This is a genomic window from Streptomyces sp. HUAS CB01, assembly GCF_030406905.1.
Classification (GTDB): domain Bacteria; phylum Actinomycetota; class Actinomycetes; order Streptomycetales; family Streptomycetaceae; genus Streptomyces; species Streptomyces chengbuensis.
The window spans coordinates 4,340,113-4,358,828 of record NZ_CP129137.1 but is presented as its reverse complement, the minus strand read 5'-3'; the positions used below and the strand labels follow the sequence as shown (position 1 = coordinate 4,358,828).

Genomic DNA, 18,716 nt, shown 5'->3' with positions numbered 1-18,716 from the left:
CGGCGGGGCCGTCAGGCGGCGGTGCGGGACACGGCGGAGCGGCGCGGCAGGAACCGGCCGAGCGCGCTGAACCAGCGGGTCGGGGCGAGCAGCACGAACAGGGCGAGCACGACGTGCGTGATGATCAGCGCGAACGCCTCGTACTTGCTGGCCGGGTGGCCGAGCCGGACCGTCATGTGGGAGGCCCAGGTCCACACCTCGGGGATGGTCTGCCACTGCGGGTCGGTGTGGTCGTTGACCGTGAGGTACGCGAGGTCCTCCAGACCGGAGAGCATCAGCAGGAGCATCGCGTAGGCGAGCCGGCGCACCAGATGGGCCGCGCCGCCGCCGATCCGGAAGCAGAAGGCGAAGGTCAGGATCAGGAACGGCGTGAGCGTGAGGACGTAGTAGTACAGCTCGGGGTGGTTCTCCGCGTAGAAGAAGATCTTCGGCACGAAGTAGGTGAAGTAGAGCAGGAAGCACAGCGGCACGACGAGGTGCAGTCTGAGCTTCTTGGCCCACTCCGGGTCGAGCTGGGCGATCGCCTCGGCGGCGAGGACGAAGGGCACCAGCTTGAACAGCATGATGGCGAGGCTCTTGACCTCGCGGTCGTGCGGCATGGCGAACCACACGATGCCGGCGAAGACGAGGCTGAGCGCGGTCAGAACCAGGAAGGGCGCATGGCGCCGGAGCGTGGTCAACGCTTCTCCGTAAGCAGATCGGTGGGGATGGGGGCCGCGGCCGCCGGGGCGGGTGCGGGGTTGCGCGGGGCGTCGGGCTCCACGCCGAAGCGGAGCAGGGACCTCGCCCTGGCCTGCGCCTCCCGGAGCTCGCCGTAGGTGTCGGCGACCAGCAGCAGGTAGCCGAGCTTGTGACCCGCCTGGGTGTAGCGCCGCACCCGGCTGCCGGGGCCCGCGAACAGCCTCAGCTCGGCGGTCTGCGGCAGTGCGCGGACCTCGTCGGCCCCCTCCACGGTGCGCAGGACGCCGTCGGTGTCGGTGGTCAGGATCTGCAGCGCCGTCTTCTTGTCGTGGCGTGGCTGCAGTTCGAAGGGGAGGCCGAGGGCGAGGCGGAGCGCGGCCTCGTAGGTGTCGATGCCGTACGCGTGCCGGACGAGCAGCGGCATGCCGTTGCCGCCGAGCCGGGCGCCCATCTCGATGAAGCGGATCTCCTCGGTGCGGTCGACGACGAAGTCGAAGTTCACCGGGCCGTCCGTGTGCCCGAGCGCGCCGCAGATGTCCATGACCATGGAGCGCAGGGCGATCTCCGTGGCCGGCGCCAGCTCGGCCGGGACCGTGTGACCGGTCGTGATCATGTGGGGCGCCCCGGTGGTGCCGCGCTCGGTGACCGCGATGGTCGCCAGCCTGGCGTCGCGGAGGAACGCCTCGGCGGAGAGATGCCTGCCGAGCAGCATCTCCTCGACGATCACCTCGCCCGAGAAGGAGTACCTGCGGGCCTCCTCGACGGCCTCGGGCAGTGCGGCCTGGTCGGCGACGACCCGGACGCCCTTGCTGCCGGAGGAGTCGCTCGGCTTCACGATCACGGGCAGCGGCAGCGCGGCGGCGGCGACTCGCAGCTCCACCGGGTCGGCGGACTGGATGTAGGCGTACGTGGGCAGTCCGAGCCGCTCCAGCACCTCGTGGAAGTATCCCTTGTCGACCGAGGCCCGGACCGCGTCCGGCGCGGGCTGGTGCGGGGTCCCCAGCAGCCGGCTCAGTTCGGCCACCGACTCCTGGGCGGCGTCGCTCGCGGGTGAGATCACCGCGGCGATCTCGAGATGGCCGACCATGGCGGCGATCCGCTCCGGGTCCCGGGTGGTCATGCACAGGAACAGATCGGCGGCGGACGCGCCGAGGGCGTCCGGGCGCTGGTCGACGCCGACGACTCCGTACCCGAGGCGGCGCGCCCCGTGGTAGGCGGGCAGCTGGTCCTCGCCTCCGCCCAGCACGAGGATGTGAGGCTTTGTCATGGCAGGTTCCCTGTCTGGAGCAGCGGCGCGGGCGCCGCCCGGCCGGTGGACTCGTTTCGGTAGGCGTAGAGGTCGTCCTGCGGCCGGACGGGCACGTTGGCCTCGCGGATCTGGTAGCGGGGCAGCCCGGCGCTGCCCCGCATGACCCGCACCATGTAGCGGGCGAGCAGGGCGAGGGCGCCCAGTCCCGCCGTGTGCAGCAGGACGGAGGCCAGTGCCAGCGGCTGTACCCCGCTGCCGGCCGCGGTCAGCGCCACGGCCGCCGCCGCGGCGCCCAGCGCCGCGAGGTAGATGAGGGTGAGCGGCCGGTAGGAGAAGCCGACGAAGAGATCGGCGGCGTGCCGGAACAGCTTCCCCAGCGACCATTTGGCCCGTCCGGCGGCGCGCGGCGCGTGCGCCGTCTGCACCGTGGCGTACCGCGCGCCGATCAGCGGCAGGGTCGCGATGAAGTAGGGGGTGCTGACCTTGCATTCCGCGACCTTGCGGGCCACCGAGGTGCGCACCACCCGGAACACCGAGGCGTGGACCGGCAGTTCGATGCCGAGGATCCGGGTGGCGATGGCCTGGTGACCGACCGTGCCCAGCCGGCGGTACCAGGGGTCCTGCCGGCCGGTCCGGACCGCGAACACCGCGTCGTGGTCCTCCTCCACGGCCCGCCGGACCAGCTTGTGGAGCTCCTCGGGCGGCGACTGCAGATCGGCGTCCAGCTGTACGGTCCATTCCTTCGACGCGTACGAGAAGCCGGCGGTGAAGGCCGATTCGAGTCCGAAATTGCGGGCGAACGAGATGTAGCTGACGCGCGGGTCGTCGCGGGCGATGCGCTTGATGATGCCGAGGGTGCCGTCCGTGCTTCCGTCGTCGACGAAGAGGATTTCGGCATCCCCGTACCGGTACACCTCCTCCTTGATGCGCAGGTATGCCTGCTCTATGCATTCCTCCTCGTTGAAACAGGGCACCATCGCGGTGATCGAAAGCGTGGCAGGCATCCTGGCCATCGTCCGTCGCCTTTTCTGTTCGCGCCCGGTCCGGGTCAGTCGAACATCGCGTTCATGGTCTCGTGCGTGGTCGCCTTCTGCTGGTCAGCGCGGCTGGCCCAGCAGGTGTTGAGGATGATGCGGGTCTTGTCGGCGTTCAGCGGGACCGTGCGGTGCAGCGTGGTGTCCGAACGCAGGAAGTAGAGGTCGCCCTTGGCGTGGCCGTAGCTGCGGATCGGGTGCTTCTGCAGGTACTCCTCGACGCGCGGGTCGTCCTTGTTCCAGTCCGTGTGCGGAACGCACTGCAGCATGCCGCCGTACTCCAGCGACGGGGCCTCGATCAGCCAGATGACGGTGAAGCTGAAGTCGCCCCAGTGCCAGCCGTGGGTGTCACCCTTCTGGTGCTGGCGGGTGATGATGTACTTCTCCTCGTCCCACGGGCAGCCCATGACCTCCTCCTTGGCCAGGCGGGACAGGAAGCCCTTCAGTGCCGGCGACTCGTACACGGCGGGGATCAGCGAGCCGTCCGTGGCGATGGACTTCTGGCCGACCGTGGACATGTAGCGCGGGGAGTCACCGGTCTCCTTGAGCCGGATGTCGATGCGCTTCTGGTGGGTGTCGATCAGCTCGTGGGTCTCCTGGGCGACCGCGGCGAAGACGTCCGCGGAGACCAGGCCGGGGAGCTTGACGTAGCCCTCGCGGCGGAAGTGCTGGGAGAGCCCGAGCACCTCGTGGTCGTCGGCGAACCGCTCCGCGATGTTCTTCGCGATCAGCTCTTCCACATTCTCGGCGGTGATGCTGTTCTGCGACACAGTGGCCGTCCCCTCGAATAGAAGACGCGGAATTCCCGGAATCCCGGCGACTCGGCGCCGGCCCGCTCTCCGCTGTTGACGCCTCGATTCTTCCGATCGCCCCCGCGGTCCGGTAGTGCCGGCTTCACCGATTACGGGTGAGGAAGCCACCACGTGGCCGGGCGTGAAGATCTCACATGTCCCGTGAGGAAATCACGAGCCCCTTGCCGGTGAAATACACACGCTTGCAGGAGCCGGTCCGTTGCGGTCAAATCCCAAAAGAAGCGGGGGACTCATGGAACTCCGCCACGGATGTGCCGTGCGATTCCAGGGAGGAAAACAAACGATGACGAGAACAGCGGTTGTGGCCGGCGGTGCGGGTTTTCTCGGCTCGCATCTGTGCGAACGGCTGCTCGCGGACGGCTGGCGGGTCTTCTGCGTCGACAATTTCGTCACCGGGTCCCCCGAGAACGTGGCTCATCTCGTCGGCGACGCGTTCCGGCTGGTGGAGGCCGATGTCACGGCGGGACCGCCGGCGATCGAGGGCCCGGTCGACGCCGTGCTGAACCTGGCCTCCCCCGCCTCTCCGGTCGACTACCTCGAACTGCCGCTGGAGACCCTGCGGGTGGGCTCCGAGGGCACCCGGCACCTGCTGGACCTGGCCCGGGCGAAGGGCGCGCGGTTCGTTCTCGCCTCCACCTCGGAGACGTACGGCGACCCACTGGTGCACCCCCAGCCGGAGTCCTACTGGGGCAACGTCAACCCGGTGGGGCCGCGTTCGGTGTACGACGAGGCCAAGCGGTACGCCGAGGCGATCACGATGGCGTACCGCCGCACGCACGGCGTCGACACCGGCATCGTCCGGATCTTCAACACGTACGGGCCGAGGATGCGCGCCCACGACGGCCGCGCCGTGCCCACCTTCATCCGGCAGGCACTCGCCGGGCGGCCGATCACCGTGGCCGGCGACGGCTCGCAGACGCGCTCGCTGTGCTACGTGCCCGACCTGATCGACGGCATCGTCCGCATGACGGAGTCGGACCTGGCGGGGCCCGTCAACCTCGGGAACCAGGAGGAGATCTCGGTCCTCAGGCTCGCCGAGTGGATCCGGGAGCTCACCGGGTCCGCCTCCGGCATCGTGCACGTGCCGCGCCCCACGGACGATCCGTCGATCCGCCGGCCCGACACCACGAAGGCGCGCGAAGGGCTCGGCTGGACGGCGCGGTTCACGACGGAGCGCGGACTGACCGCGACGATCGACTGGTTCCGGACCCGGTCGGCCGCCGGTCTGGAGGGCCTGCAACTCGCCGGTGCAGAGGAAATGTAGAACCCGCTGGCACCGTTCGGCGAAGGAGCGACCGGATCGGGGGCAGGCGTGGTGCGTCGGGTTTCGGCGGTCATGGGAAGCCGGCGGTCACACGTTCACCCAGCCCTTGCTGGTGGCGAGCACGCCCGCCTCGAAGCGGCTGCGCGCCCCCAGGCGCTGCATCAGGTCGGCGGTGACGCGCCGTATGGTCCGTACGGAAACGCCCAGTTGGCGGGCTATGGCCTCGTCCGTCAGCCCTTCCGTGAGCAGGTCGAGCACGGCCCGCTCCGGTGGGGTCAGGGGGTTGCCGGTGCCGGACACGGCTTCGGCCGCGCTCTCGCCGAGCGGCTGCGCCTGCTGCCAGGTCTGCTCGAAGAGGGCCAGCAGCGCGGTCAGCGCGCCGGTGCCGTCCAGCACCAGTGCCCCCATGTCGGCCGCGGTCGGGTCCATCGGCACGATCGCCCTGCTGCGGTCGTAGATGAGCATGCGCAGCGGCAGCCGGGGCACGGTGCGCACCAGACCTCCGCGCTCCCCCAGCCAGGCCACGTACTCCCTGGTCGCAGGGGAGTTGCGGCAACTGTCGAGGAAGATGTACCGGAGGCGGACCCCCCGGTCGCTGGTCGAGGTGTCCAGCGGCCGGGCGGCCTCCAGGTGCTCCTCGCTCTGGCCCCCGCCGGGGACGAACGCCGCTATCTCGCTGGTACAGGTCTCGGCCAGATGCTCGATCTTCGACTGGATCTGGTCCATGGTCCGCAGCTTCTGCACCTCGGTGACGTCCTGCCCGCCGGTGGCGCGGAGGTCGGCGAGCATCCCGGCCACCGCGACCCGGCTCGCCCTGATCTGCCGTTCCCGCTCCAGGAGTTCGGTCTCCTGGCTCGCGAGCAGCGACGTCAGGCCCAGCTCCGGGTCGACGAGGCGGCCCGGGCCGCCGTCCGCCGACGGCCGCACGAGGGACAGTGCGGCCAGCCGGTCCAGGGCCGAGCGCGCACGTGCCTCGGGCCATCCCAAGGCCTCCGCGAGACCGGAAACGGCCCCCGGGCCGTCCTTGAGCATGGCGCGGTATACCGCTTCCTCATCCGGGCCGATCCCCAATCGACCGAGCATGGTTCCCCTCCCCCAGGGCGGCGGTGGGTCGCACCGCACATCACTTCCGCGCGCGTGGTCACGGACGCGGATGCGGCCGCACACTCTACGCGATGGCCGATTCCGGACGGCAGCGTTTCGGGCCCCGGGGACACGGTTGTTACTCCCGTCGCAGGTCCCGGAAACAACAGCGCCTCGGTGACCCGGACAGCGGTCCGGGCCGGCGCGGCGGGGCGACCGTGTATCTCGTAGACATCCGGCTGGAATCCACCACTCGCCTCTCCCCCGCCGATGTGCGGGCCCTGCTGTCGCAGGCGGCCCGTCCCGGCGACGGGGTGGAGCACATCTACGTCCAGCCGGGGCCGCCGTCCGCCGGAGCGCCGCCCCGGGAGGCGGCGCCGTCCCTCGACGTCGTGCTCTTCCTCTCCCATCTCACGCTCACCGAGTCGGAGCGTGCCGCCGACACGGTGCTGGGGCGCTGCACGACCGGGGGCCTGCGGTTCCGAAGGCTCTCGGCGATGCCGCTGACCCTGCTGGTGGAACTGCTGGGCCTGGACGGCTGACCGCCGACGGGCACGGCCCCCGGAGGGCCCCACGACAGCCCGGTGGAGACCGCTGGCCGTCACGGACGGCGAGCCCTGCCGCCGGCCCGCTCCGGCACGGGGCCCGGGCCGGCGGACGTGTCCTCGTGCTGCCATTGCAGGTCCCTGACACGAGAAACCTCTGGGCAAGGCCGCCGTCCCCGAGCAGAGTGGTCCCACCGGGACAGAGCGCCGATCGACGGGGAAAGGCGCGCAAACCAGGCCGGCACGACCGGCCTGCGTACCGGGACCGATCTGCTCAGCCGATGTGTCCAGGGGGGACCATGCAGACTTTCCTCAGTGCCCAGCACAAGACGGCGCTCGCGGCGGCCGCGCTCGCCGCCGTCCTCCTGGGACCCGGGACGGTGGCCGGAGCGGCTGCCGCCGGCGCCCACGGGGCGTCCCCGGAGCGCGGCGCCGTGACCGTGGCCGGCGGCCCGCACGGCAAGCCCGCCCACCAGGCGAAGAACGGCAACATATGGGGCCCGTGACCGCGTCGGCCTCCACGGAGACCCTGCATCTGAACCTGCTCGGCCCGGTCGAGGCCCATCGCGGCGGCGCCCCGGTCAAACTCGGCGGGCCCAAGCCCCGCACCGTACTCGCCGCGCTGCTCCTCGCCCGGGGCCGCGTCGTCAGCGACACCCGGCTGGCGGCTCTGCTCTGGGACGACCGCCCGCCCTCCACCTGCACGGCCCAGCTCCACACGTACGCCTCCCGCGTCCGCCGGCTGCTGGGCCCCGACGTCGACGTGGAGCGCCGCCGCCCCGGCTACCTCATCGGGCTGCCGGACCACGGCGTACGCGTCGACCTGCTGGAGTTCCAGGAGCGGGCCGCGCGGGGCGCCGAGGCACTGGCCGCCGGCGACCCGGCGACCGCCGCCGGTGAACTGCGCCGCGCCCTCGCCGTCTGGCGGGGCGCGGCGCTGGGCGGTGTCTGCGACCCGCTCGCCGACGTCGAGCGCGACCGGCTGGAGGAGGAGCGCCTCGTCACCCTGGAACGCCGTATCGACGCCGATCTGGAGCTGGGACGGCACGCCGAGCTCATCCCCGAACTCATCGCGCTCATCGCCACCGACCCGCTGCGCGAGGGCCTGCGCGGTCAGCTGATGACGGCGCTGTACCGGGCGGGGCGGCAGGCGGACGCGCTCGCCGCCTACCGGGCGGCCAGGGCCACGCTCGCCGACGAACTCGGTCTGGAGCCCTCGGCCGAACTCCGCCGTCTGCACCAGGCGTTGCTGACCGGACATCCGTCCCTGCTGCCGCGCTCTCCGCGCGGCTCCCGGGGCACCGCACCGGAGGCGTCCGTACCGCCCGCGCCCGCCGTGGCACCGGCGGCACGAGAGCCGGTCGCCGTCACGCCGCGGGCGGTGGCCACGGCGGCGCCGGGGGCGGCCACGCCCCTGACGCGGCGCCCGGAGCGCCCGCTCCGGCCCGCCGAACTGCCGCCCGCACCGGCCGACTTCACGGGGCGGGCCCAGGAAGTGATGCGGCTGGGCACGGCGCTGACCGGCCGCCGTCCGCGCCGCCCCGACCAGGCCGTCCATGTGGTGACCGGCCTGCCCGGCATCGGCAAGACGGCCGTCGCCCTCCACACGGCGCACCGCGTCAAGCGCTCCTACCCGGACGGGCAGATCCACCTCGACCTGCGCGGCTCCGGCCCCGAGCCGCTGGACCCTGCGGACGCCCTGGGCGAACTTCTGCGACTGGTCGGCGTGCCGGCGCACCGGATCCCGGGCACCCTCGACGAGCGCGTCCGCACCTGGCGCACCCGGACCGCGGACCGGCGTCTGCTGCTGGTGCTCGACGACGCTGCCGACGAACGCCGACTGCGTCCGCTGCTGCCCGTCACCGACGGGTGCGCGGTGCTGATCACCAGCCGCTCGGGACTGTACGCGCTGGAGGGAGTGAGCCGAACGGTCCTGGCGCCGCTCTCGCCGCCCGAGTCGCGGGACCTGTTCGAGAAGCTGGCGGGCCGCTCCCGGACGGGCGCCGAACCCGCCTCCGCCGCGGCCGTGGTCCACGTCTGCGCCGGGCTGCCCCTCGCCCTGCGCATCGCTGGCTCGAAGGCCGCGGCCCGGCCGCACTGGCCGCTGTCCCGGCACGCCGGCCGGCTCGCCGACCCCGACCGGACCCTGGCCGAACTGGCCTTCTCGGACCTGTCGTTGCGCGACCGCCTGCTGGAGGCGTACCGCCGGCTGGAGCCCGCCGCCCGCCGGGCCCTGCGGTTCCATTCGGCGCTCGGCCCGCAGCCGGTACCGGCCGGCACGGCCGCCCGCGCCCTGGGCACCGGTGTCGAGGAGGCCGAGGAACTGCTCGCCGACCTGGCCGCCGGCCACTGGACCGACGTGGTCCGCGGGCACGGCGGACACGCGTACCGGATGCACCCGCTGGTCCGGCTGTTCGCCGGCGGCATGCTGGCGGAGGAGGAAGGCGCCGTCCCCCGCGTGTTGCCGGTGCGCTCCTCCTGGGCACTGACCAGAACGGGCGACACGGCCTGACGGCCGGCCCGGAAAGCCCGTGGAAGCACCCCCGACACCAGAGAAACGAGGCAGGTCCGCTCATGCCGAGCCCTTCCGGCTTCAGCTACGAAGCCCGCGCCGACGGAACCATCGTCATCACTCACCGCCGCCGCAAGGCCGCGACCCTGCGCGGCGACCGCGCCGCGCAGTTCGCCGAGGAGGTGGAGTCCGGCGACGCCCAGGAGGTGATGGCGCGCTGGACCGGCTCGTACAAGTTCGGCAACGAGCGCACCGCCCGCAACCATCCGAGGAACCAGGGGCGCCGCGCCTGAACCCGTCCCCGGGAGCGGACGGCGTCCCACGAGAACGAGAAAAGGAATCCATTGATGACTGGCGCGTCCCGCAGAATCGCTGTCTTCGGCGCGGGCTACATCGGCCTGGTGACGGGAGCGTGCTTCGCGGAGCTGGGTCACCGTGTCGTCGTGCGTGACATCCGACCCGAGCGGATCGGGTTGCTGAACTCCGGCGAAGTGCCCTTCTTCGAGCCGGGCCTCGGCGACCTGATCACCCGCAACAAGGAGCGGCTGGCCTTCACGCTGGACGTGCACGAGGCGGTACGCGACGCCGAAGTGGCCTTCGTCTGCGTCGACACCCCGCCCACCGCCTCGGGCGACGCCGACCTGTCACGCGTCTGGGCGGTCGTGGACGCCCTGCGCGACGCCTCGCACCTGGTCGCCGTCGTCGTCAAGAGCACGGTGCCGGTCGGCACGGGTGCGCGGGTGCGGGCCGCCCTCGACGAGCGGGGGCTCGGCCACGTGGGATACGCCTCGAACCCCGAGTTCACCGCGGAGGGCAGGGCGGTCGAGGACTTCCTGTGCCCCGACCGCGTGGTGATCGGCGCCTCGGACGACACCGTCGCGCGGTGGGTCGCGGACCTCTACCAGCGGCTGGACTCGCCGGTCGAGCTGATGGACGTCGCCTCGGCCGAGATGGTCAAGCTGGCCTCCAACGCCCTGCTCGCCACACGGATCACCTTCATCAACGAGATCGCGACCGTCTGCGAGGCCACCGGCGCCGACATCGGGCACGTGTCCCGTGCCGTGGGCCTGGACCACCGTCTGGGACCCCACTTCCTGAAGGCGGGTCTCGGCTACGGCGGTTCGTGCTTCCCGAAGGACTCCCGCGCGCTGCGGGCGATGGCCAGCAACTCCGGCTACCCCTTCCAGCTGCTGAACGCGGTCATCGAGGTGAACGAGCTCCAGCCCAGGCGGGCCATCCAGCGGCTGAAGACCGAGCTAGACGGCCTGAAGGGCCGCCGGATCGCGCTGCTGGGCATGACGTTCAAGCCCGGCACGGACGACATGCGCGAGGCCCCCAGCGCGATCATCGCCTCCCGCCTCCTCGCCGAGGGCGCCACGGTCACCTGCTGGGACCCGATGGCCCCGTACACCGACGGCGGGCAGGAACCCTGGGGCTCGGCCACCCGGCTGCCGGACCCCCTCGGCGCGATGACCGACGCGGACGCGGCGATCCTGGTCACCGAGTGGCCCGAGCTGACGGACGTCGACTGGCCGACCGCTGCCCGCGTGATGCGGAACCCGCTGCTCCTTGACGGCCGCAACCTGCTCGACCCCGCCGCCCTCCTCTCCGCGGGCTTCACCCACATGGGCGTCGGGCGGGCCACAAGGCGCCCCCACTGAGGAACCGGGTCACCGGCCGCCCGCGTCAGGCGGCATGCCACTGGTGCGCCTGACCGCCCCGCCACTCGACCCAGTTCGGGTCGTCGAGGAGGTCCCAGGCGTCCGGGAGACCCGCCCGGCGGAGGAACTCGATCACGTCCTTGTCGTCGTGCGCGAGACCGAGGATCTCCCCGCGCACGGTGACCCGCCGCCCGCCGGACGGGGACGGCCGGTGCACGACGATCGGCGGAGCCATGCATCCAGGGTGCGCCGCGCGCGTCGTGATCGCAGCCGGTCGCGGGCGGCGGTACGCACGGGGCCCGGGACGACGCGCCGGGCCGCCGGGCGCGAAACGCTCGGCCGGACGCTCGGCCCGACGCGCCGTGCGTCTACCTCCCCGGCTGCCCGGGCGGCCGGGGGACGCCGAGGCTGCCCCACGGCGCGCACACCTCGCACATCACCAGCTCCGGGAACTCCTCCAGGGCGATGACGACGTGCTCCTTGTCCAGGTAGCCGAGCTGCGTTCGGTACAGCCCGCAGTTCCCCCGGTGCAGCATGGGCTGGGCGCCCTCCACTCGGGCGGGCTGCAGCTTCCACGACAGCTCGATCCGGGCCACCTCACGGCGCCTGCGGTCTTCCTCCTCCTCACGCTTCAGCTCGTCGAGGATGCGCTCGGTCTGCCTCAACTGGTAGGCGAGCCAGTCGCGCAGGCCCTCGTTGAGCCTGATGCGCTCGGAGCGCGACAGGTCGGACATGGCCCCCTGCCCCGATCACGCCGCGGCGGAGCTGGTCGGCGGCGCCCCGCCGGAACCGTCCCCTGCCGCATCCTGCGCGGTGCCGTCCCTTCCCGAGCCGTTTCCGCCGGACCCGTGCCCGGAGCCGTCCCCGCCGGCCTCGCGCCCGCGGGCTTCGCGCCCGTAACCGTCGCCACCGGAGCCGTCCCCGCCGGAACCGCTCGCCGCAACCGTGTCGTCGGCCTGGGCGGGCGCAGCCCCGACGTTCTCGGCCCCGACAGGCTCTGCGTGCTTGAGCGCCATGCGGGCCTTCACCACGTCCGGCCCGGTGAGAGCCGCCCAGTACGGGTGGGTCGACACGTCGATCGACAGCGTCAGCACGAGCTCGCGCAGCCGGGCCTCCTCGGCCCTCTGCTCCTCGCTCCACCCCGGGCTCTCCGGGAACTCGCGACGGTAGCTGGAGTAGTGCCCCTCTTCCCCCGTCCACCCTTCGGCGGGCTCGACCGACCACGGCAGCTCCCGGCACAGCGCGCGGTACGCGGACCGGGCCTGGTGAAGGCGCAGCTGGGCGTCGCGAAGATCGTCGGGGAAGTCGTCATCGGCCACAGCCAGAATGATACGCCTGTTCGAATATCTGGCGGGAGGGCCGACCGGGTGATGTCGTCCGCGTCGCGCACCCCCCGCGGGCGGCGAGGGGACGGCGGCACAGGAGTGGCGACCATGGCCGGGACCATCCGACGCGGCACCCTCGGAACCTCCTGCCGAACAAAAGGGCCCGGCTCGGACATGTCCGAGCCGGGCTGAGCGGCGGCGGCTTCGGGATGCGAACCCGAGAGCCACGCATGACGAGGCCGGCAAGATCACCCCGTGAGGTGCCGCACCGTGCACCGCACCCCGTCTCCGCTGATCAGGGAGATACGCCTTTGATCGGCGTGACGCCGGACCCGACCTGTCACGAACCGGCCCGTCTCCCGCAGGACACGCATCGTCCAGGTCAACGATCAACCAGGCGGAAGTCGTAGTAGTGCTCGCCCGCGACCAGGACCGAGGTGACGTGGACCGGAAGCCCTTGTGCGGTGCGGGGCACCTCTTGGGTTGTCTGCCGGGTGAAGCCGAGGGAGACACCGGGGACGAAGGGGTGCTCGGCCTCGGACGTGTCGACGGTCCAGCCGCGCTCGACCGCCCGACGGAACAGGTCCTCGGCGGGGGTGTTGAAGACGTCGTCGTCGCCGAGAAGGACCCGCACGTCCGCCTCCCGTCCCTCACCCGGCCACCACAACTCGACTGCGGTGACTGCCTCGCCCGACTCCTCCAGCAGGATGTTGACGCGCACGTTGCCGCAGGAGGTGTAGATCGTCTTCTCGTCGTCATCCTGCTCGACCTCGTGGGGCCCCCACGGGGACACCGCTGCGACCGCTTCATCGAGGGACATTCCCAGCCGTACGGGCCCGGCGCCGCGAGGCGGGTCCAGAACAATGTCCACAAGTGCTCCTTCTGCGCTCTACTTGAGAATGTCGTAGTCGATCGTCCAGCCGCGCTTCTTGAGCATCGCCTGGAATTTCCGGTTCTTTTCAAGACTGGCGATCATGTCGGCGATGTGCGTGTCGTACTTGGTGCCGAACTTGCGGCGGCATTCGTCGATGTCCATCTTCATCGCCTTGTCCCAGCGCCCCGCATCGATCAGCGCTCTCTGATCGGCGCGCCACTTGATTGATTTGTGGCTCGATCCCGTGCTCGTCATCTTACGATGATCGTCGTACTCCATTCTGATGGCCGGCCCCATTCCGGCGCCGCCACCGTCCGCGTTCGTCCGGAATCCGGGCTCGTCCAGATGGGCGTAGGCATTCTTCGCCGGGATGTGGTTGATCTCCATGTCGACGTCCGTGCGCCGGTTGCCGTCGTCGTCCTTGAGGTTGGCGGGTGTCATCCCGCTGTACCAGCCGCCTGACTCGGTGCAGCCCTTGGCGATCTTCAGGCCTTCGGGGTCCATCCAGGCGTGCGGGTTGCTGACGTAGGCGACCGGGTTCGGCGCGGCTGCGAGCCCGAGCGGGTCGGGGCTGGCATAACGCGCGGTGGTGGGGTCGTAGTAGCGGAAGCAGTTGTAGTAGAGCCCGGTCTCCGGGTCGTCGTACTGGCCCGGAAACCGCAACGGTGTGTATGCCACGGCGTCCCGGTTCCACAGCGTGCTGCCCCACACGGTGGTTCGGGCATGCCATCCGACGTGGCCCTGCTCGTCGACGAGTTCGCTCGGGGCGCCGATCAGGTCGGTGACGATCGCGAAGAATCGGGAATCAGTCTCCGCACCCTCCCCCGGAACGCCGTCCCGACGGGTTCGGCGCTCTCGCTGAGCCAGCGGCACGCGCCCGTTGTAGTCCCAGGTGAGCGTGGTGTCGTTGGCGGTGTCGGTCTGCTCGACAAGCCGGGTTCCGTCCCAGGTGAAGAGCACGGAGTGAAGCACGGTGCTGCCGTCGTCGGACATGCGGTGCTTGGCGGTACGCCTGCCGAGCGGATCGTAGGTGTACCGCCACAGCGCCCCGTCGGGGGTGCGGCAGGCGACCAGCCGACTCTCCGCGTCCCAGGTGTAGTGCCAGGTGTCGGGCTTGCGTGACAGGCGGGTCCGCCGGCGCAGCACGGTACGGCCTGCGGCGTCGTACTCGCAGCGCACGTTTCCGGCGGCCAGCAGCCGCGTGCCCTCGAAGGTGCGCGTGCCACGGGCTCCGGTCCGGCGAGCGGCGTCGGGCCACGTCCCCTCGGTCTGGTTGCCTGCCGCGTCGTATGCGTAGGTCTCGGTCCAGTTCTCCGCCGTCACCCGGACCGGGCGTCCCACGGTGTCGAGTGCGAAGTGCGTGCTCGTGCGCCTGACCTCGTCGGTGATCCGCTCGAGAAAGCCGTCCGCTCGATATGCGAAGGAACGCGCGCGTACCGTCTCCTCGGGCGTGGAGAGCACGTGCGAGGCCAGCCGTCCGGCCGCGTCCCAGGCCGATGTGAGCGTCAGCGCGGGGGCGTCTCGGCCGATGGTGCGGGTCAGTTCCCGGCCGCAGGGGTCATGGGTGAACGCCAGGGTGTGGCTGCCGCCGCGCAGGGCGGTGCGGTTGCCCACGGCGTCGTAGACGGACTCCGACACGGCTCCCGAAGGAGTCGTCCGCCGCACGGTTCGCCCTGCGGCGTCGTACTGGAACCGCATGGTCCGCCCGTCGACGGTCTCCGTCACGACGCGGCCCAGCGCGTCCCGTTCCCACACCACGGTCGAGGTGGGCGAGGCTGCACTCAGGAGCTCTCCGTCGGCGTCGTACGTGTAGCGCGTGGTCCTGCCGGCCACGTCCTTGGACACGACCCGGCCGCACACGTCGTACGCGGTGCGGATCTTGTCGCCCTGCGGCGTCGTGTGCAGCACGATGCGGCCGGCCGCGTCGTACGCATAGGTGGCGGTCCGGCCGTCGAAGTCGGTCTCGGAAACGGTGTTGCCGGCCGCGTCGTAGACGTACGTCCAGGTGAGGCCCTGAGGGTTGCGCACCTCGGTGAGCCGCAACTCGGTGTCGTACGCGAACTCGTAGCGTGCTCCGTCCGCTCCGGTGCGAGCGGAGAGAAGGTCGAAGTGGGTGTACTCGAACCGCGTTGTGTCACCCCGGGGGTCGGTGTGCGAAAGGCAGTTGCCTTCGGCGTCCCAGGTCCAGGACTCCTCCGTACCGTCAGGGTGGACACGGCGGGAGAGCCAGCCCTCGGCCCGCCATTCCATGACGGTGACGGCTCCGCTCGGGTCGGTCGTGCGCACGGGGCGGCCGAAGGCGTCCCGTACGACCGAAGAGCGCCGTCCGAGAGGGTCGGTGACTGCGAGAGCGACGCCGACACGGTCGTGCTCGATCCGCCGGACCGCGCCGGTGGGGTCTGTCTCCTCGACGACGGCACCCTGGGCGTCGAGGCGGTAGGAGGAGGACGTGCCGTCGGGAGCCGTGAGGGAGATGCGGTTGCCACGGCCGTCGAACCGCTGCCGCCATACCGCACCGTTGGGATGGGTCGTTTCTTCGGGCAGGTCGAAGTCGTTGTAGACGGTGGAGGCGACGGTGCCGTCAGGGCGTCGAATCGACGTCAGATTCCCGCGCTCGTCCCAGGTGAACTCGGCCGTGTTGCCCAGCTCGTCGGTCCGGGACAGCAGGTTGTCGTACCGGTCCCATTCGCGCAGGACGGTGTTTCCCAGGGGATCCGTTTCAGAGATCACCTGTCCGGACGCGTTGAGCCGGGAGACGGTGACCGCTCCGGTGGAGTCGGTGAAGCGGGTGATGCGCGCGGTGTCGTCGTAGGAGAAGCGGGAGGACAGCGCGCCGTCGGGACCGATGGTCTGCACGACACGGCCGGCGGCGTCGTAGAGGTAACGGTAGGTGTGGCCGTTTCGGTCGGTCCACGACGTCACGCGCTGCTCGTCGTCATAAGTGAACAGCAGCGGGTCCCCGGAGAAGTTCCGTACGGCTTCCAGCCGTCCCCGATCGTCGTATCCGAACGCCGCGACCTCGACCGGCCCGTCGGGCGTGTGCAGACAGAGACCGGTGATCCGTCCCAGTGAGGCATCCGACGACACGGCGAGCCGATACCCGCCCTCGTGCACCACCATCGTCGGCAGCCCGTTCTCGGTGCGCGCTATTCGGAGGACGTTGCCGTTGCGGTCCTCCACTTCGGACAGCCAGTACAGGCCACCCCCCTCGTACGGGTTGCCGGTGAACCGCCGCGAGAGGCCCGAATGCCGGTCCAGGGCTTCGTACGTGACGTTGCCCAGCGCCGTACGTTCGACGAAGGCGAGCGGCACCCGGTCCCCCTCCAGAGGGAGGACCTCCTCGCCCTCCTCTGCCGGCAGGTAGGGGTAGAACAGGACCGAGCCGTCCTCGCGCGCCCAGGCTGCGCCCGTGCCGGCCGGTTCCACGCGTTCGTCCAGAGTGGAGGTCCAACTGGCTCCGAAACAGTGCCCGAACCGGTAACTCGAGATGTGCGTGCGCTGAAGCACCAGCGGCAGCACCCCCGGAAGCGAGACGTCGGTCTGGGTGAGAACCATCTCGCCCGACGCGACGTCCACGGGGTCGGTCTTGCACCGCCGCTTGAACAGCGAAGCCGCAAGTTCGCGGGCCCGTTCCCCCGCCTCTCGCAGCGGCTTCGGGCGACGGCGGCCCTCCTCGGACCTTCCTCTCCGGCCGTCGAGACCGCCTTCGTCCTTGCCGTCCTTCGCCGCGATGGCCTTGACGCGGTCGCGGACGTCGCCGTCGGTGTCCTTGTGGGTCTTGGAGCCCTTGGTGATGGCGTCGGGGATCTTCTTGCCGACGTGGTCGCCAAGGTCGTTGAGCGCCTTGGTGAGTTTCTCGGTGACACCTTCGATGGTGGTATCGAGAACGGCGGTCAGGGAGTCCTTGCCCTTGGCGCGGCCGTGGTGGCCCTTGGCCTTGCCCAGTTTGCCGCCCGCCCGGGTCTTCATGGAGATCTGCACGCTGGCCAGATGCATGCCGGCCTTGCCGTGCGCGTCGTGGTCGATCTCCGGGCCACCGCCGGGTCCGGGGCCGGTCGTGCCGCCGGCGGAGTTGATCTGCAGCCCGTCCTTGCCGGCCTGCACCGTCTGGTCGGTGTTGTAACCCTCTTGGACCCCGGCGGCGTTGAGCGCGGTCTGGATGGCGAGGTCGGCGACGATGTTCTCGATCGCGGCGACCGCCGGCGCGGTGAGCGTCGCGACGATCTCGGCGACGGCCGCCTCGGCCATCTCCTTCAGGATCCGCTTGAAGGCGATGCGGGTTGCCGCGATCTTGGCGCCTGCCAGCAGGGTGGACAGACCGGCCGTCACGGGTGCCAATGCGAGAGTGAGGCCCACCGTGGCGCACAGGTCCGCCAGTTCACCAACCGCGGCGATCTTGCGGGCGACGATGATGTCCGCCACGCGGTCGAGTGCGCCCGCGACGATCCGGGCGGCCTTGGCCAGGTCCTTGTGCTTGGCCTGCACCTTCGACCAGTGTCTGTCCAGGGCGGTCAGCGACTCGCTCTGCCCGCTGGAGAGCAGTTTCTGGACGTGCCCGTACGCGGTACCCGCGTCGTCGTCGGCGTCGTCCGCGAACTCCCGCAGCGAGTCCGCCATATCGCGGTAGGCGTCCTCGTCCACGTTCGGCCAGCCCACACCGACGACATCGAGCATCGTGTCGACGCCCTCGGGAATCGTGTACCCCACGACGCAACAGCCCCCGCTCCCACCCGCAAGCACTAAATCCTATGATCACTTTCGCATGTGACGTCCCGTCGGGCGCAGCCGGTTCCCTGACCCTCCCGGCACGCGCCGGCTACCACTTCCACTGCAGGGATTCGCCTCGGTCGCGGAGCGCGAGTTGCGGTCGGCGCCAGGGGGGCCTGATCCGCGGGCGTCGGCGAGAGCGCCACCGAGGCCACGACCGAGCTGGTCCCCTGACGTCAGGTGCACGAGTACACCCCCGGCGATGCGGCGGTACTCAAGCTTCCGGAACGCCGGGTGCACGAGCTCGCTGCCGAGCAGCGGTAGGGAGTGCGCCCCGGTGCTCGTCTGCCGCGACGGCTCCGGCTCCTCGTTTCCACGGCCGGCGGCGTTGCGAGAAGGATCTTGAACTTCACAACGACGTAGCTTCCGTCTGCGACGAGCGTGGCCACCCCGGCACCGAGGGCGTCCCCGCTCACGCATCGCTCAGGCACTTCCGTCACTCCGGCTGGGCATCCCGCCGCGCCCCGAGCAACACAAAACCCCAGTTCACCATCCATGTGACCTGGGTTTCCAGGAGAGCCGCCCTCGGGATTCGAACCGGAGACCCACGCATGACGAGGGCTCGCAAGATCATCGCGGCTGGTGCTCCTCCGGCGTCCGATCCGGGCCCCACTGAGACCCGAACCGAGACCCACGACAGCCGCGCGGCCCGCTCCCGCCGCCGCGTCCGCTGAACGAGAAAACCCCAGGTCGGAATGGATCCGACCTGGGGTCTCAGGTGAGCCGCCTTCGGGATTCGAACCCGAGACCTACGCATTACGAGTGCGTTGCTCTGGCCAACTGAGCTAAGGCGGCAAGCTGCGGATATGACTGTTCCGGCAGGAGCAGGTTCGCATCAGCAGCGGCGCTAAGTCTACAGGTTAATCGGGGGTGCCCCTGACCAGCCTGGCGATCACGCGGTCCGGGCCG

Annotated in this window: 16 protein-coding genes and 1 tRNA gene; 6 read left to right on the top strand and 11 right to left on the bottom strand. The window is 70.8% G+C overall.

Features of this window, described 5'->3' with window-relative positions:
• Window positions 1-11: 11 nt before the first annotated feature.
• From QRN89_RS19320 to QRN89_RS19305, 4 genes are read right to left on the bottom strand one after another with little or no spacing between them, the layout of a single operon-like run.
• Window positions 12-680, bottom strand: a complete 669-nt coding sequence (locus tag QRN89_RS19320; protein ID WP_290350666.1) for a hypothetical protein — start codon at window positions 678-680, stop codon at window positions 12-14.
• A complete protein-coding gene (locus QRN89_RS19315) occupies window positions 677-1,948 on the bottom strand; it encodes an ATP-grasp domain-containing protein (RefSeq protein ID WP_290350665.1) in 1,272 nt (423 codons plus the stop codon). The genes QRN89_RS19320 and QRN89_RS19315 overlap by 4 nt, the downstream gene beginning before the upstream one ends.
• Complete coding sequence (locus QRN89_RS19310; protein ID WP_290350664.1) at window positions 1,945-2,934, bottom strand: glycosyltransferase family 2 protein; 990 nt, start codon at window positions 2,932-2,934, stop codon at window positions 1,945-1,947. The genes QRN89_RS19315 and QRN89_RS19310 overlap by 4 nt, the downstream gene beginning before the upstream one ends.
• A gap of 44 nt (window positions 2,935-2,978) precedes the next feature.
• A complete protein-coding gene (locus tag QRN89_RS19305; protein WP_290350663.1) occupies window positions 2,979-3,734 on the bottom strand; it encodes a HalD/BesD family halogenase in 756 nt (251 codons plus the stop codon).
• Window positions 3,735-4,059: 325 nt separating this feature from the next.
• Between QRN89_RS19305 and QRN89_RS19300 the strand changes: the two genes are divergently transcribed.
• On the top strand, window positions 4,060-5,040 hold the full coding sequence (locus QRN89_RS19300) for a UDP-glucuronic acid decarboxylase family protein (protein ID WP_290350662.1): 981 nt from the start codon (window positions 4,060-4,062) through the stop codon (window positions 5,038-5,040).
• Window positions 5,041-5,127: 87 nt separating this feature from the next.
• Here the strand turns inward: QRN89_RS19300 and QRN89_RS19295 are convergent, their stop codons facing one another.
• The gene (locus tag QRN89_RS19295) at window positions 5,128-6,123 is read right to left on the bottom strand and encodes a TrmB family transcriptional regulator (protein WP_290350661.1); all 996 of its coding nucleotides are present in this window, start codon (window positions 6,121-6,123) and stop codon (window positions 5,128-5,130) included.
• A gap of 218 nt (window positions 6,124-6,341) precedes the next feature.
• Here QRN89_RS19295 and QRN89_RS19290 point away from each other — a divergent pair, with 218 nt between their 5' ends.
• The 5 genes from QRN89_RS19290 to QRN89_RS19270 all read left to right on the top strand — a co-directional run bounded on the left by QRN89_RS19290 (window position 6,342) and on the right by QRN89_RS19270 (window position 10,841).
• Window positions 6,342-6,665 (top strand): hypothetical protein, encoded by a 324-nt coding sequence (locus QRN89_RS19290; protein ID WP_290350660.1) that lies wholly within the window; start codon window positions 6,342-6,344, stop codon window positions 6,663-6,665.
• Between the two features lie 302 nt (window positions 6,666-6,967).
• The gene (locus QRN89_RS19285) at window positions 6,968-7,174 is read left to right on the top strand and encodes a hypothetical protein (RefSeq protein WP_290350659.1); all 207 of its coding nucleotides are present in this window, start codon (window positions 6,968-6,970) and stop codon (window positions 7,172-7,174) included.
• Window positions 7,162-9,180, top strand: coding sequence for an AfsR/SARP family transcriptional regulator (locus QRN89_RS19280; RefSeq protein ID WP_290350658.1), 2,019 nt, complete (start codon window positions 7,162-7,164; stop codon window positions 9,178-9,180). The genes QRN89_RS19285 and QRN89_RS19280 overlap by 13 nt, the downstream gene beginning before the upstream one ends.
• 62 nt (window positions 9,181-9,242) lie before the next feature.
• Window positions 9,243-9,473, top strand: coding sequence for a hypothetical protein (locus tag QRN89_RS19275; protein WP_290350657.1), 231 nt, complete (start codon window positions 9,243-9,245; stop codon window positions 9,471-9,473).
• Between the two features lie 54 nt (window positions 9,474-9,527).
• Complete coding sequence (locus tag QRN89_RS19270) at window positions 9,528-10,841, top strand: UDP-glucose dehydrogenase family protein (RefSeq protein WP_290350656.1); 1,314 nt, start codon at window positions 9,528-9,530, stop codon at window positions 10,839-10,841.
• 25 nt (window positions 10,842-10,866) lie between these two features.
• On the opposite strand, the gene QRN89_RS19265 is transcribed toward QRN89_RS19270, so the two are convergent.
• The 6 genes from QRN89_RS19265 to QRN89_RS19240 all read right to left on the bottom strand — a co-directional run bounded on the left by QRN89_RS19265 (window position 10,867) and on the right by QRN89_RS19240 (window position 18,602).
• Window positions 10,867-11,076 carry a hypothetical protein gene (locus QRN89_RS19265; protein WP_093660987.1) on the bottom strand — a complete coding sequence of 70 codons (210 nt, stop codon included), beginning with the start codon at window positions 11,074-11,076 and terminating at the stop codon, window positions 10,867-10,869.
• Between the two features lie 133 nt (window positions 11,077-11,209).
• Entirely contained in the window at window positions 11,210-11,575 is a 366-nt protein-coding gene (locus QRN89_RS19260) for a DUF6233 domain-containing protein (protein ID WP_290350655.1), read from the bottom strand.
• A gap of 15 nt (window positions 11,576-11,590) precedes the next feature.
• Window positions 11,591-12,160, bottom strand: a complete 570-nt coding sequence (locus QRN89_RS19255) for a DUF8825 domain-containing protein (protein ID WP_290350654.1) — start codon at window positions 12,158-12,160, stop codon at window positions 11,591-11,593.
• Between the two features lie 388 nt (window positions 12,161-12,548).
• The gene (locus QRN89_RS19250) at window positions 12,549-13,037 is read right to left on the bottom strand and encodes a hypothetical protein (protein ID WP_290350653.1); all 489 of its coding nucleotides are present in this window, start codon (window positions 13,035-13,037) and stop codon (window positions 12,549-12,551) included.
• An 18-nt stretch (window positions 13,038-13,055) separates the two neighbouring features.
• Window positions 13,056-17,747, bottom strand: coding sequence for an RHS repeat-associated core domain-containing protein (locus QRN89_RS19245; protein ID WP_290350652.1), 4,692 nt, complete (start codon window positions 17,745-17,747; stop codon window positions 13,056-13,058).
• A 781-nt stretch (window positions 17,748-18,528) separates the two neighbouring features.
• Window positions 18,529-18,602: transfer RNA gene (locus QRN89_RS19240), tRNA-Thr, on the bottom strand.
• Between the last annotated feature and the right edge of the window lie 114 nt (window positions 18,603-18,716).

Bases quoted from the DNA above. Each gene is read 5' to 3' on its own strand.
- QRN89_RS19300 (WP_290350662.1), top strand. From the start codon at position 4,060: ATGACGAGAACAGCGGTTGTGGCCGGCGGTGCGGGTTTTCTCGGCTCG.
- QRN89_RS19295 (WP_290350661.1), bottom strand. From the start codon at position 6,123: ATGCTCGGTCGATTGGGGATCGGCCCGGATGAGGAAGCGGTATACCGC.
- QRN89_RS19260 (WP_290350655.1), bottom strand. From the start codon at position 11,575: ATGTCCGACCTGTCGCGCTCCGAGCGCATCAGGCTCAACGAGGGCCTG.
- QRN89_RS19280 (WP_290350658.1), top strand. From the start codon at position 7,162: ATGGGGCCCGTGACCGCGTCGGCCTCCACGGAGACCCTGCATCTGAAC.
- QRN89_RS19270 (WP_290350656.1), top strand. From the start codon at position 9,528: ATGACTGGCGCGTCCCGCAGAATCGCTGTCTTCGGCGCGGGCTACATC.
- QRN89_RS19315 (WP_290350665.1), bottom strand. From the start codon at position 1,948: ATGACAAAGCCTCACATCCTCGTGCTGGGCGGAGGCGAGGACCAGCTG.
- QRN89_RS19310 (WP_290350664.1), bottom strand. From the start codon at position 2,934: ATGCCTGCCACGCTTTCGATCACCGCGATGGTGCCCTGTTTCAACGAG.
- QRN89_RS19275 (WP_290350657.1), top strand. From the start codon at position 9,243: ATGCCGAGCCCTTCCGGCTTCAGCTACGAAGCCCGCGCCGACGGAACC.
- QRN89_RS19285 (WP_290350659.1), top strand. From the start codon at position 6,968: ATGCAGACTTTCCTCAGTGCCCAGCACAAGACGGCGCTCGCGGCGGCC.
- QRN89_RS19265 (WP_093660987.1), bottom strand. From the start codon at position 11,076: ATGGCTCCGCCGATCGTCGTGCACCGGCCGTCCCCGTCCGGCGGGCGG.